General features: G+C 35.4%; 18 protein-coding genes and 2 tRNA genes. 12 read left to right on the top strand and 8 right to left on the bottom strand.

Annotated elements, in window-relative coordinates:
* Positions 1 to 552: 552 nt before the first annotated feature.
* The 4 genes from AABE15_RS03985 to AABE15_RS03970 are packed head-to-tail and all read left to right on the top strand — an operon-like array spanning position 553 to position 2,388.
* Entirely contained in the window at positions 553 to 1,032 is a 480-nt protein-coding gene (locus AABE15_RS03985) for a hypothetical protein (protein WP_338329986.1), read from the top strand.
* Complete coding sequence (locus tag AABE15_RS03980) at positions 1,032 to 1,490, top strand: hypothetical protein (RefSeq protein WP_338329985.1); 459 nt, start codon at positions 1,032 to 1,034, stop codon at positions 1,488 to 1,490. The genes AABE15_RS03985 and AABE15_RS03980 overlap by 1 nt, the downstream gene beginning before the upstream one ends.
* 56 nt (positions 1,491 to 1,546) lie before the next feature.
* Entirely contained in the window at positions 1,547 to 1,960 is a 414-nt protein-coding gene (locus AABE15_RS03975) for a hypothetical protein (RefSeq protein WP_338329984.1), read from the top strand.
* Positions 1,961 to 1,962: 2 nt separating this feature from the next.
* The gene (locus AABE15_RS03970; RefSeq protein WP_338329983.1) at positions 1,963 to 2,388 is read left to right on the top strand and encodes a hypothetical protein; all 426 of its coding nucleotides are present in this window, start codon (positions 1,963 to 1,965) and stop codon (positions 2,386 to 2,388) included.
* Positions 2,389 to 2,536: 148 nt separating this feature from the next.
* Here AABE15_RS03970 and AABE15_RS03965 read toward each other — a convergent pair whose 3' ends face one another.
* On the bottom strand, positions 2,537 to 2,932 hold the full coding sequence (locus AABE15_RS03965) for a hypothetical protein (protein WP_338329982.1): 396 nt from the start codon (positions 2,930 to 2,932) through the stop codon (positions 2,537 to 2,539).
* Positions 2,929 to 3,543 (bottom strand): hypothetical protein, encoded by a 615-nt coding sequence (locus AABE15_RS03960; protein WP_338329981.1) that lies wholly within the window; start codon positions 3,541 to 3,543, stop codon positions 2,929 to 2,931. The genes AABE15_RS03965 and AABE15_RS03960 overlap by 4 nt, the downstream gene beginning before the upstream one ends.
* Before the next feature lie 176 nt (positions 3,544 to 3,719).
* Between AABE15_RS03960 and AABE15_RS03955 the strand changes: the two genes are divergently transcribed.
* The 5 genes from AABE15_RS03955 to AABE15_RS03935 all read left to right on the top strand — a co-directional run bounded on the left by AABE15_RS03955 (position 3,720) and on the right by AABE15_RS03935 (position 5,085).
* Positions 3,720 to 4,043: a hypothetical protein gene (locus AABE15_RS03955; RefSeq protein ID WP_338329980.1), complete on the top strand. Its 324-nt coding sequence runs from the start codon at positions 3,720 to 3,722 to the stop codon at positions 4,041 to 4,043.
* On the top strand, positions 4,043 to 4,486 hold the full coding sequence (gene gpt, locus AABE15_RS03950; RefSeq protein ID WP_338329979.1) for a xanthine phosphoribosyltransferase: 444 nt from the start codon (positions 4,043 to 4,045) through the stop codon (positions 4,484 to 4,486). The genes AABE15_RS03955 and gpt overlap by 1 nt, the downstream gene beginning before the upstream one ends.
* 78 nt (positions 4,487 to 4,564) lie before the next feature.
* Positions 4,565 to 4,642, top strand: a tRNA-Pro gene (locus tag AABE15_RS03945).
* Between the two features lie 49 nt (positions 4,643 to 4,691).
* Positions 4,692 to 5,000 carry an NADH dehydrogenase ubiquinone Fe-S protein 4 gene (locus AABE15_RS03940; RefSeq protein WP_338329978.1) on the top strand — a complete coding sequence of 103 codons (309 nt, stop codon included), beginning with the start codon at positions 4,692 to 4,694 and terminating at the stop codon, positions 4,998 to 5,000.
* 8 nt (positions 5,001 to 5,008) lie between these two features.
* Positions 5,009 to 5,085: transfer RNA gene (locus AABE15_RS03935), tRNA-Arg, on the top strand.
* 4 nt (positions 5,086 to 5,089) lie between these two features.
* Here AABE15_RS03935 and AABE15_RS03930 read toward each other — a convergent pair.
* Positions 5,090 to 5,902, bottom strand: a complete 813-nt coding sequence (locus AABE15_RS03930; RefSeq protein ID WP_338329977.1) for a L,D-transpeptidase family protein — start codon at positions 5,900 to 5,902, stop codon at positions 5,090 to 5,092.
* 156 nt (positions 5,903 to 6,058) lie between these two features.
* Between AABE15_RS03930 and galE the strand changes: the two genes are divergently transcribed.
* The 3 genes from galE to galK are packed head-to-tail and all read left to right on the top strand — an operon-like array spanning position 6,059 to position 9,294.
* Positions 6,059 to 7,069 (top strand): UDP-glucose 4-epimerase GalE, encoded by a 1,011-nt coding sequence (galE, locus tag AABE15_RS03925; RefSeq protein ID WP_338329976.1) that lies wholly within the window; start codon positions 6,059 to 6,061, stop codon positions 7,067 to 7,069.
* Between the two features lie 24 nt (positions 7,070 to 7,093).
* A complete protein-coding gene (gene galT, locus AABE15_RS03920; protein ID WP_338329975.1) occupies positions 7,094 to 8,140 on the top strand; it encodes a galactose-1-phosphate uridylyltransferase in 1,047 nt (348 codons plus the stop codon).
* Positions 8,137 to 9,294, top strand: a complete 1,158-nt coding sequence (galK, locus tag AABE15_RS03915) for a galactokinase (protein ID WP_338329974.1) — start codon at positions 8,137 to 8,139, stop codon at positions 9,292 to 9,294. The genes galT and galK overlap by 4 nt, the downstream gene beginning before the upstream one ends.
* A gap of 79 nt (positions 9,295 to 9,373) precedes the next feature.
* On the opposite strand, the gene AABE15_RS03910 is transcribed toward galK, so the two are convergent.
* From AABE15_RS03910 to AABE15_RS03890, 5 genes are all read right to left on the bottom strand, one after another.
* Positions 9,374 to 9,853 (bottom strand): kinase inhibitor, encoded by a 480-nt coding sequence (locus AABE15_RS03910; protein WP_338329973.1) that lies wholly within the window; start codon positions 9,851 to 9,853, stop codon positions 9,374 to 9,376.
* A 140-nt stretch (positions 9,854 to 9,993) separates the two neighbouring features.
* Positions 9,994 to 10,731: a DNA repair protein RecO gene (gene recO / locus AABE15_RS03905; RefSeq protein WP_338329972.1), complete on the bottom strand. Its 738-nt coding sequence runs from the start codon at positions 10,729 to 10,731 to the stop codon at positions 9,994 to 9,996.
* Positions 10,732 to 10,760: 29 nt separating this feature from the next.
* Entirely contained in the window at positions 10,761 to 11,666 is a 906-nt protein-coding gene (gene tsf, locus AABE15_RS03900) for a translation elongation factor Ts (protein ID WP_338329971.1), read from the bottom strand.
* Positions 11,667 to 11,768: 102 nt separating this feature from the next.
* Positions 11,769 to 12,557, bottom strand: a complete 789-nt coding sequence (gene rpsB / locus AABE15_RS03895) for a 30S ribosomal protein S2 (RefSeq protein WP_338329970.1) — start codon at positions 12,555 to 12,557, stop codon at positions 11,769 to 11,771.
* A gap of 291 nt (positions 12,558 to 12,848) precedes the next feature.
* Positions 12,849 to 13,058: HRDC domain-containing protein (locus AABE15_RS03890; protein WP_338329969.1), on the bottom strand; the 210-nt coding region annotated here is incomplete at its 5' end.

Genomic DNA, 13,058 nt, shown 5'->3' with positions numbered 1-13,058 from the left:
ATACAATTGGGTTAAAGAAGTAAAATAATAATTATTTCAACGTATAAATATTATTTTTTTTCGCCATAAATGAAAAAATAAACTAATTTTTATTTCAATTCTATAAATTAATTAATTAAATATTTGTTTTTACAACATATACTTATCTTACAAATGAAACAAACAATTCTATTCCATGTGTTTTTGACAATTCCTTTTTTATGATAATCGGAGTATTTGCTAAACCTTTAATTTTTTTACATTCATTTTTTTAAAACTAAGCAATACTCCTTATTGGCCAACTACAAATTTAAGGCGCAAAATACAATCCATCCTGTTCAATTTTTAGTCTCATTTGTAGTAACAGAGCAAAAAATTTACAAATATCAATATTTACCTCATTACACATTATATGCGATTAATAAAATCTATAACGTTTATCGGCATAATTAAAAAAATTTATCTATAAATCAAGGGGAGTAAACGATAAAGTCGACCTTTTTTCAAAAAGTGACTTATTCATTAATTTTGTAGTAATATAAAACCTTTAGTTTAAGCACAGAGAATATTTTTATGAAAAAAAAGCATGTGTTAGCGGTGAGCCTTTTCTTAATTTTTCCCCTCCATATGATAACAGCTCAAGCAAATGACCCGCAAGCTGTATCGACTTTAAAAATACGCGCTTTACAAACAAGAATTTATAAAAACACCAATAAAGAGCAAGCACTTATGGCTGCATTGGCCGCGTTTCAAGATTTGGGTTTCATCACAAATGAAAGTTCAAAACAACTCGGCTTAATAAAGGCTGATCAAATCCACCCGAATGAAAATAGTGTTATTCAAGCTACTTTCACATTAACCCCGGACACCAAAGATAACGAAACTCTTGTCGCTAGACTCTCATTATCTCAATCCGACCTCTTTTCCGGGGAGGAAGGTACGAACTTAGCTGGCCAACTCCCGAGAAGTTCTGAAAGCATAAAAACTCCCATTACTTATCAACAATTTTTCAATGCATTTTCCTATGCTTTACATTTAGAAAGAAATTCGTGATGAAAGCGATCTTTTCTTTTATAATAAAATATATAGCGATAAGTTCTGTGTTTATACTAAGTTCTTGCGCTTTGGATTCATCGCGTACATCGTTGGCAACGATGCAAAAAAGAGTCAACGAATCAAGAAATTTTGAAGCCCCTGACCAAGCGTATCTTTTGCAAACAGTGATCACGACTTTACAAGATCAAGGATATAATATCCTAAAAGTTAATAACAGTAATTACGAAATCACTGCTCAGCGTGATGGTAATATCTTATTAACGATTATAATTTACAACAAAGGACCCCATCTTTTCACTGTTCGAGCAAACGCTCAAAATTATTCCAACCAACATGTTTTTTCATTTAATTCCACAGGCTATGAACTGGTTACGGATCCTGTTTTTTATCAGCAAGAATTTTTCAATCCTTTATCAAAATCTTTATTTTTGAAAAAAGAAAATCTTTTCAACTAGACAAAATACTTTTAAACTTAGATTAACCGTTTATATTTAATTTGTTAGAGAAACACATGCGTTATCTAAAATATGCTTTACTGCCGATCGTTGGTTTATTAGCAGCTTGTCAATCAGCGCCTCAGCAAATCAATAATATACAAAACGCACAAAATGCTGATGCGCGGTTGACACTTGGTATGATAGAAAGTCAATTGCATAAAGGAATGAGTAGTGCATCCGTTGTAGAAATTTTTGGTCCACCTAATATTGTCACTTCAGACGATAATCATCAAGAAGTTTGGATTTATGACCGTATCTCAACTATGCGAGCCCATAGCAACTCAGGGGGCTGGACAACAATATTAATTCTTGGATTGAATAATTCTGCGAACACCTCAACCACATCCCAACGTACACTCACGTTAATTGTTAAATTTGATGGTCAAAAACAAGTTAAAGATTACTCATATCGTTATAGCAATTTTTAGCAATGAATCCACCAGTATTTAAACTTGTTCTCATAATAGGAAAGATTTTCTCTTTAGTTTTACTAACAAGTTTGTCTATACCTACTTGCCAAGCTCAAGACACACAAACACTTGCGTTAAGGGCAGTGCAATCCCGTACTTACAGAGCTTCTCAAGAGAAATTGACAGAAGCTGTCATTTCTACTTTACAAGATATGGGGTATGGAATTGATCGTATTAATAATACTATTGGTTTTGTTAATGCAACACAATATGCTCACTCACTTACTGAGATTACCATAACAATGGCACCGATAGAGGGAGCAATTACAGTAAGAATTTCTGCAAGAAGAAATAATTACCCACTCGATGACGATCCTAAGTTTTACCAAAATTTTTTTAGCAAACTTTCTCAATCTACGTTTCTCAATGAACATAAACTGTATTGAGTAAGTTTTGAAATATTATATCTAAGTTTTAGTGAAAAATTAACGCTCGTAAGAAAAGATTTTTTTTATAAATTTATCATAAGTAAATTAGTGCAATAGGTTAAAACCCAATTTTAAGCAGTAATTTAACATCTACCAGCTATGACATTTATTCTAACGTTTTTGACAACGATTCAAAAAACCTTTGATAAACTTGGGAATTCGTTACCACTTTTTGATCCGCTCTAATATTGATCCGTACCTTTATTCCATTCCCTTTATCTTTTCGAACGAGGACCTCAACTTGCGTAATATGATTTTTTTCAAGTTGAATCGCTTCGATAAGTCCCAAACTCTCATCAATACGGGTAATTTGAAAATTAAGTATTGATAAGGTTTTAACAACGGCTTGCATTGCTATAAAATTGTTTTGTTGTTTAAATTGTTGCGATTGAATTGTACGCAATTGAAGTACAGGCATATCCACAAGTTGTAGCGATTCAGGTTTGGGCGCTGCACAACCTACCAAAAACGTAAAAACTACTAAGCCATAACCTTTTTTCATTTAATTTTAGAACCTTGTAAGTATAAAGCTTTTGTAACATCGTTAAAGAAATTTTGATACATTAATGGTTTATCTATGGTCCATACTTTAGCCAACTGACCATTATTCAAAAAACTTCGTGCCGAGAATGTTAATCGTAAAGTAGAACCTTGTTTTTCTTCATTAGGATAAACGATAGCGAACGCAGAACTTAACTGACGTTGTACATAAGGTAAATCAGGGTCCGGCCCAAAAGAAAAGAAAGGAGCGCCAAACGTAAAATCAACAATCGGATAATTAGGGGAATCAAAATACGTCAGGGGGGTTCCAAATATTTCTAAAGGTCTTCCTAGCTCATTGGTTTGATCGGCAATAATTGTTCCCAAATGAACATTAACTTCCCGTATTGTATAATGCTGATCCTGCATAACCATTGCAACTGCACGTAAGATATCCGTTAAATTATTAGTTGCATAGGTTCGAGACTGTATTGCTTGCTGAGCTAAACGCTGAGGGGTTATACTCATCCTTTGTATAAGGGTAGACGATGAGCTACAGCTTACTAAATAAAAAAAGCACGAAGCAGCGAAAATTTTAACTAGCATTCTTTTAAAAGTAAATACATTTTTCATACAGTCTGCTCACTCAATCGTAATCAACATTCTTTTTAATACAATAAACTTAGCACAAACGCATTACGTTCAGTTCAATATATTGAAGCTTGTTTTTAGTTGAATAATATAGATTAACATTATAAATGTTTAAACGATTAATCTTTCCCGTCTAGCAATAACAATGTATATAACTCATGCTAAAGAAATATAAATACTCTTTTGATATACGTGTGGGTACTATTGTTAATGTAAAAACAGTTTTTTCGCAAAAAAACTATGTATTGAAAGTTAATTTTGGATCCATTATAGGATTGAAAAACTGTTATTACCGTTTTTATCCGAACATACCTGCACATTCATTAATTGGCAAACATGTGTGCGCCATTATAAATTTTAATACTGAAATGCCAAATAAAAAAAATTCCAATATTCTTTTACTTTCTATGCCCAATAGCCGCGGTTTATACGTGCTTATACAACCTGATAGTAACATTCCAAATGGTGGTTTGCTTTATTAATGAAACAATATAAAATTTTATCCTGGAAAGAATTACATTATGATTCTTATCTATTAGCTCGATCGTTGTCTGCCAAATCTTTCAAAGGCATCATTGCCGTAACACGTGGAGGTCTTGCCCCAGCAGCAATTATCTCTTACGAATTAGGATGTCGATTTATTGAAACTTTTTCTATTGTAAGTTACGACAATGAAAAGCAAGGGGTGCTTTCAGTTCTTAAAGAACCCAATATTGATCATAAAGGTAACGGATATTTAGTTATAGATGATTTAGTTGACTCGGGTAACACAGCCATAACTATCAAGAAAATATTGCCTGAAGCTTATTTTGCCTGCCTTTATGCTAAACCAGAGGGTAAACCTTACGTACATGAATTTATCAAGGAGGTAGAACAAAATACTTGGGTTTTATTTCCATGGGACGTAAAACCCCATATACCCTAGTCTAACAAATAAATTTTTGGTAATTTTTTAAAAAAACGCTTGCCTTCTCGATCGTAACCCTTTAATTAAAAACTCATTCGGGGTGTGGCGCAGCCTGGCTAGCGCGCTTGTTTTGGGTACAAGAGGCCCCCGGTTCGAATCCGGGCTCCCCGACCACCGATTACTATCTATGTAAATAGATATTTTGGGAAATAAAGAGAATAACATGATAAAGGCTCGTATCTACAAACGTGAAAAAAAAGTTACGCAGTCTGGTTCGTACGGAAGTCATCTTTGGGTATTCGATTACGGTCATACAGCACCTCGACACCATGACCCGTTAATGGGTTGGATAGGAAGTAAAGATACTCGATGTCAAATCACCTTATCTTTTCCAACCAAAGAACTTGCTGTCTTATATGCGAAACGACATTCTATTCTCTATGAAATTGACGACCCTGGAGAAGTCCATTATGTCGTTAAGGATTATGAAGAAAACTTTCACAATCGTAGAAAAATGAATTGGACTCATTAATAATCTATGCGCCCTTAGCTCAGCAGGATAGAGCAACAGCCTTCTAAGCTGTGGGTCGCTGGTTCGAATCCAGCAGGGCGCACCATAGTTTATTTCTCAATAAATTTTTTTTTAATTGTTACATCATCTAGCTGAGGGAGATTCCAATTTTTCTTTCTTGAATTATATTCGGAAATCGGTAAAAGAACGTAAATTGGACGATAATATGCCCTTAACCAATACAATAAATAATTAAGATCTTTTTCATTCATAGCCGTACATCCAGCCGTTGAAGAGGTTATATTATTTTTCTTTACATGTATAAAAATGCAACTCCCCTTATAAGGAAGATTATAGGGATTATACTGAATAAATATTCCTATTTTATATTGTTTGTCTCCTTCGACAATTAAATCCCGTCTCATAGGCTCTTTTGACTTAATGAAGCTTATTTTTTTAACGTAAGTAATATCAATAATTTTATTATAAAATTCCGATCCAGGATCATCAATACAGTAATCGTTTTTACCTACCATACGATAAGGGTAGGAGAAAAAACGACGATTTTCATAACCAAAACTTTCTCCTAAATAAAATAAGCCTGCAGGACTGCGGTAATCCCCTTCTCTTTTAATAGCTACTTTTTGAATAGGTTTATTCAAAAGATAAGGATCCCGAGCTAGCCCCTTCTTTCCTAACGAAACAACAAAAGTTTCTGGAAAAGTAACCCATTTCCCGTTTTTATTTTCATTAAGAAACATTACACCTTGGTTTGAATCCCAGTTTTGAGTCAACACTATAATCATCTGTTGTTTCTGTTTCCAAGCTAGGGGAGTTCCAACCGATTTGACTTGATCCGTACATCCTACAATAAAACCATTTATTGCTACCAAAACCAAAACAATTCGTGAGGTTTTCATCATTGGTTTTCCTGAAGCTAACTGTTTACATAAGTTTTATTCTATTATTGACCTTCCTCTTATATATTTAAGAAAAATAACTACTTAATCTTGTGTATAGTATTCATTTAACCTTAATATCTCAGATCATAAATCTTTATAAGCAAGGTTCATTATACGATGAAAATTCTAGTTACAGGCGGCTCTGGATATATTGGAAGTCATACCTGCGTTGAGTTAATAGATCAAGGATACGAACCTATTATTGTTGATAATCTTTGTAACAGCAAAGAAGTTGTGACGGATCGCATTAAAGAAATTTCAGGGAAACGCCCGAAATTTTACTTAGGCGATATAAGAAATCAAACAATTTTAGAAAAAATTTTTAATGAAAATGAAATCGATAGTGTGATTCATTTTGCTGGACTTAAAGCAGTAGGTGAATCCGTAACAAAACCTTTAGAATATTATGATAATAACATTTATGGCTCGCTTGTCTTATTAAAAGCCATGAAAAAAGCAAATGTTAAAAAAATCATTTTTAGCTCCTCTGCCACAGTTTATGGTACACAACCCATTATCCCTTATGTCGAAACAATGCAAACAGGTGAACCCACTCAGCCTTACGGAAGAAGTAAGCTGTTCATCGAAAAAATATTGCAAGATTTATTTAAAGCCGAAAAAAACTGGTCCATTACTTTACTCAGATACTTTAATCCAGTCGGCGCACATTCATCAGGATTAATTGGCGAAGATCCTCAAGGTATACCTAATAATTTAATGCCCTATATTACTCAAGTTGCTATTGGAAAACGTCCTTCGCTTGCTGTATTTGGCAACGATTACAATACACCAGATGGCACGTGCGTACGTGATTATATACATGTAATGGATTTAGCTAAGGGTCATGTCGCCGCCTTAAATAACAATAATGCCAACAATATACAAATTTTCAATCTTGGTTCAGGAAAAGGCACAAGCGTTCTTGAAGTAATTTCTGCTTTTGAAACCGTTTTTGGTAAAAAATTACCGTGGCACTTTGCACCCCGTCGAGAAGGAGATTTACCAGCGTATTGGGCTAATGCTGATAAAGCTAAACAAATAATGGGTTGGCAAACTAAACTCCAATTAGAAGATATGGTTAAAGATTCTTGGAATTGGCAACGTAATAATCCTCAAGGATTTGTCTAACATCATAAGGTAACCGAATAAATTATGACTAATTTTTGTGCTGACGATCATCCTCATCAACGCTATAACCCATTGACAGGGAATTGGGTACTTGTTTCTCCCCATCGCGCTAAAAGGCCTTGGCAAGGACAGACAGAGCCTCCAAATTTGGCAAAAGGTCTAGATTACGATCCCAATTGTTTTCTTTGTCAAGGAAACAAACGTATCAGTGGTGAGACGAACCCTCATTATACCTCGACCTATGTTTTTGATAACGATTTTCAAGCTATGCTACCCGATACTCCCTTTTATCACAATGACCATGACCCTTTGTTTAAAATTCAAAGTGTACGGGGGCGCTGTCGTGTAATTTGCTTTTCTCCCGATCATAGCAAAACACTTCCAGAATTGAACATTTGTGAAATTGAACATATTGTTAGCACTTGGATCGAGCAAGCAACAGATTTAGGAAAAACCTATAAGTGGGTACAAATATTTGAAAATAAAGGGGCTGCAATGGGGTGTTCAAACCCTCATCCTCATGGGCAACTATGGAGTAGTGATTTTATACCCAACGAAATAAACATAGAGGATAACAACCAAAAATTATATTATAAAAACTACAAGCAACCTCTTTTATTAGATTATGTAAAAAAGGAATTAATCAATCAAGAGCGCGTGGTGGTTGAGACCGAGTTTTGGGTCGCTATTGTACCCTATTGGGCTACTTGGCCTTTCGAACTTCTTTTATTACCCAAAAGACACCTTAAACAATTTCAAGACATGTTTGAGGAAGAAAAAAAAGATCTTGCAAAAATTTTAAAATTACTCACTACAAAATACGACAATTTATTCAACACTTCCTTTCCATATTCTATGGGATGGCATGGAGCCCCTTATACGTCTGACACAAAAGACCACTGGCAACTGCATGCTCATTTTTACCCCCCTCTGTTGCGATCCGCTACGACTAAAAAATTCTTAGTTGGCTACGAAATGTTGGCGCAAGTCCAACGTGATCTCACCCCTGAACAAGCAGCAAATAAATTAAAAATTTTAAGTACAATTCATTACAAGGAAAACATAACATGAAGTCTTTACTCCAGAAAGCACGCACTGAATTTGAAAATTTCTTTCATTATCAACCTCAATGTTTTGTTAGGGCTCCTGGCCGAGTAAATTTAATTGGTGAGCACACCGATTATAATGATGGATTTGTTTTTCCTTGTGCTATTGACTATTGTACTGTAATCGCCAGCAGTAAAAGACAAGACAACCAAGTTCGGGTGTTAACGGTTAATTTTAATGAGAATGATGAATTTTCTCTTGATAAACCTTTAGAACATTCTAAAGAACACGGGTGGTCCAATTACGTTCGGGGTGTTTTTATACACATAAAAGAACTTTACCCTCATATTGCTGGGCTTGATTTGGTTATCTGTAGTAATGTACCGTTAGGAGCTGGATTGAGCAGTTCTGCTGCTTTAGAAGTTTCTATTGCCACAACATTAAAAAAACAATTTAATTTAACCATTGAACCGAAACAATTAGCGAAACAATGCCAAAAAGCTGAAAATAAATTTGTTGGATGCAATTGCGGTATTATGGATCAATTCATATCCACGCTGGGAAAAAAAGACCATGCCCTACTTATTGATTGTCGAAGTCTTGAAACCCAGTCTGTCCCTCTACCCAAAGGAATCTCAGTGGTCATTGTAAACAGTAATGTCAAGCACGGTTTAGTTAGTAGCGAATACAATGCGAGACGTGAACAATGCGAAGAAGCTGCTCATATCCTACACGTAAATAAGCTTAGAGATGCAACTATGGATTTGTTGGAAAAAAATAAATCAAAAATGAGTGATGTTGTTTATAAAAGAGCACGTCATGTCATTACTGAAAACGATCGTACTCTCAAAGCTGCAGATGCATTAAGATTAAATGATTTAGCCACCATGTCCAAGCTTATGAAACAAAGTCATCATTCAATGAAAAATGATTTTGAAATTACGGTACCCGCTGTCGATACCTTGGTAGAGATTATAGAAAACGTCCTTAACGAGCAAGGGGGCGTCCGCATGACGGGAGGAGGCTTTGGGGGATGTGTTGTTGCATTAGCGCCAACCGAACAAGTCGACAATATCCGACAAGCAGTGGAGAAAGAATATGAGAGTCGCTCCGGATTGAAGGAAAGCTTTTATGTATGTCATGCCGTCGGAGGAGCAGAAGTTATTAATGCTTCTTAAATCCTATAGCGACGATGTTTGATTTTGCTTTATCTACGAGTAGGCAAATAAATGTTATCTACTCGTAAAAAAACTGAAACTATTTTTTTTCAAATACGCACGTTAACTGAGCTGATCCCAAACAATCGTTATGGACGTTAAAACCGACAAATGCGGGGGATACATCTTTATTTACATCAAGTTTTTCAACGTTTAACGCGTGGACTGTAAATATGTAATGATGTTTTTTCCCTGGAGGAGGTGCAGCACCACCATATTTGTAGAAACTAAAATCATTTCTAACTTGAATACATCCTTCAGGCATTGATTTCACTGAAGCATTTTCTTCCAGATAGGAAACGGTTGCTGGAATATTAACAACCACCCAATGCCACCAACCCGAACCTGTTGGCGCATCGGGATCGTACAACGTAAGAACAAAACTCTTAGTTTCTGTAGGTGCATCTTCCCAGTACAACGATGGAGATATGTTATTACCATCATGTCCCATGCCATTAAATCTATGTTTCTTTGGCATTTCATCGCCTTCTTTAAACGAATGGCTTAGAAGTTTAAACATAAATTATAGCCCTCCAACTCTTTTTTTTAATAACTGTAACTATTAAGAATGTTTAAAAAAAAAGCAACTGGCAAGAAATTTGATAGTTTTATGAAAAAATTTGAAGTAAGAATCCATAATTGTTTTTCTTAAATTAAAAATTATTCTCTTTTTAATTTTTCTATCAATAAGGTTCGAGCTTGAGGTAAGGTTTTATTGGCAGAGTTGAATACATGTTTTTCAAGGAAGTACCCAGTCAAATTTAATCCATCCGTCCAATCGTCAACATCACTGTTAATTTCAGGGTCAATGCAAAAAGTAGGCATTTTAAACAAACGTGGCTTCCAGATGCCTGCTGTTTCCTCTGTTACTGCCTTTCCTGTTTTAGGAGAAACCCAATACGTCTTTTTTTCTTTAAAAGCCATACAGGCAGATAAATCCAATCCATACCCTAGCTCTGATAACAAAACCATTTCCCAACGAACATACTCTGTTATTACCTTCGCTATTGGAAGCGATTCATTTAAACTCAATAAGGTGATCAGTCTAAAGAGATGTTTCGTAATATTAATTACCGGTTGATGTTCAAAACAACAATAAAAAATAATAGAACATGCAGATGATAAAACTATAAATTCAAATGGTTTTGAAGAAATTAAGGCAAAATTAGGCCTGACCAGTTCGCCTTTGAAATAACCCAATTGCTCAGGAGTCCGTGCACTCCATTGAACGTCAACAAAATTTCCTACTTGCCAAATAGGAGATTGTTTGCGCGATACAACCGCTTTAACGATACCCTTATAGAAACCATACTCAAGAGATAGTACACTAACGATACCGTCTACTTCACCATATAAACGGCTGTTTAAAATTATACATGGGGATGACCAATTAAGCATGATATCCCCATAGATAAAAAGAAAAAAAATTATCCTTTAACTGCTTGAGCAACTTCGGCAGCAAAATCATTTTCTTGCTTTTCAATTCCCTCACCAAGATGAAAACGTTCAAACGCAATCAATTTTGAGCCACTTTTATCTACAATTGTTTTTACTTTGCTTTCACCGTCATGGATCCATACTTGTTCAAGCAAAACAACTTCTTCGTAAAATTTACGAATTCTACCCTCTATCATTTTTTCAATAATATGTTCGGGTTTACCAGAAGCTCTGGCTTGTTCAGAGAAAATAGAACGCTCACGATCTAATGCCTCTACCGGAACTTGATTAATATTGAGTGAAATAGGACGCACAGCAGCGACTTGCATTCCTATTTTGCGACCAAGATCATTTAAATCTTCCGATTCAGAATCCGATTCAAGTGCAACCAACACCCCAATTTTACCAAGTCCTGGTCTTAATGCAGAATGAATGTAACTTGAGACTACTCCTGATGGAACTTCTAACACTTGCACCCGACGAAGCGTCATATGTTCACCAATGGTGGCCACAAGATTAGTAAGGTTTTCTGCAACCGATTTTCCATTCTTCATTAATGAATTTTTAAGCGCTTCTAAATCAGCACCTGTCTGCAAAGCAACTTGAGCAACATCTTCAACAAATTGCTGAAACTGTTCATTTCTAGCAACAAAATCTGTCTCTGCGTTAATCTCTACCATAGCAGCTTTACGATCAGAGGTTGCAATACCAATAAGACCTTCAGCAGCGACGCGACCCGATTTTTTTGCAGCAGTGGCAAGGCCTTTCGTTCTTAACCAATCAATAGCTTGTTCTATATTACCAGAATTTTCGTTCAGAGCTTTCTTACAATCCATCATCCCTGCGCCTGTTTTTTCGCGCAATTCTTTGACCAATGCAGCTGTAATTTGTGCCATGATGATCCTCTTTTCTTTAAAATGTAAAACCAGTTATCTGCCTAAAATTGAAACAACGGTCAGGCGACATGAATCCGCCTGATTAATTTATCCAATGCAATTTTATACAGGCAAATCTGGACTCTCTTCGATAACAACAGATTCAACCATAATTTCTGATGGTAACTCTTCTGATGCTCCAAGATCTTCTCCAGCAGCCCCAAGTTCTGCAGAAATTCCATCAAGTACCGCACTTGCTATAAGCTCACAATATAAATTAATGGAACGTAAGGCATCATCATTTCCTGGTATCGCATACGTAATACCAGCAGGATCAGAATTACTGTCTAAAACAGCTACTACAGGAATACCAAGTTTATTAGCTTCTTGAACAGCCAGTTTTTCTTTATTTGTATCAATAATGAAAAGAATATCAGGCAAGCCGCCCATTTCCTTAATACCACCCAATGAACGCTCAAGTTTTTCACGCTCACGCGTTAATTGTAGAATCTCTTTTTTGGTCAGTCCTTGGGTATCGCCATTTAAGGTATCTTCAATGTGACGTAGTCTTTTAATTGAGTTAGTAATTGTTTTCCAGTTGGTTAACATTCCGCCAAGCCAACGATGATTAACATAGTATTGACCACAACGTTTAGCCGTTTCTGCAATAGGTTCAGAAGCCGTACGTTTTGTACCGACAAAAAGTACTCGGCCGCCATTTGCTACGGTATCACGTATTGCGCGCAACGCACGATCCAACATAGGAACAGTTTGCTGTAAATCAATAATATGAACTTGATTTCGTACTCCAAATAAAAATGGAGCCATTTTTGGATTCCAACGACGTGTGTGGTGTCCAAAGTGAATGCCAGCCTCGAGCAGCTGACGTAAAGTAAAGTTTGGCATCGCCATGGCGTGCATCCTCTCTTTCTGGTTATACCTCCGTAAAGTGCCAATCATAGACAAACACCAGTGGCATTGGCTTTACGTGTGAATTTATCAAATCAACTTAATACATGTCTATATGATTGAAATTCGTTTAAAAATCAAGTGATTATTTGCTAATTCCTATAAAAATATTGGCTGTAATGGTGGTGCATTTTAGTAAAAAAACTTAATTTTTGTTGTAAACAATCTATATTAAAATTTTTCAATATTTGGAAAATAAGGACATTTAATTAATAAAACATTTAACAATTTGAACTACTTTATATCTTTGATACAGTTTAATAAGGATTGTCCATAACGTTCTAATTTATTGTTTCCAATGCCTTTTATTTTTTTTAACTGTTCAAAATTACAAGGTCTTAATAAAGCAATCTCTTTTATTACCGAGTCATGAAAAATAATATAGGGGGGAACTTCTTGTTCTCTGGCTTTCAGCAATCTCCAGGTTTTTAATCCATTAAAAAG

The organism is Commensalibacter sp. Nvir (assembly GCF_963921845.1).
Classification (GTDB): domain Bacteria; phylum Pseudomonadota; class Alphaproteobacteria; order Acetobacterales; family Acetobacteraceae; genus Commensalibacter.
The sequence above is the reverse complement of the archived record's forward strand: the minus strand, read 5'-3'. Positions and strand labels throughout refer to the sequence as shown.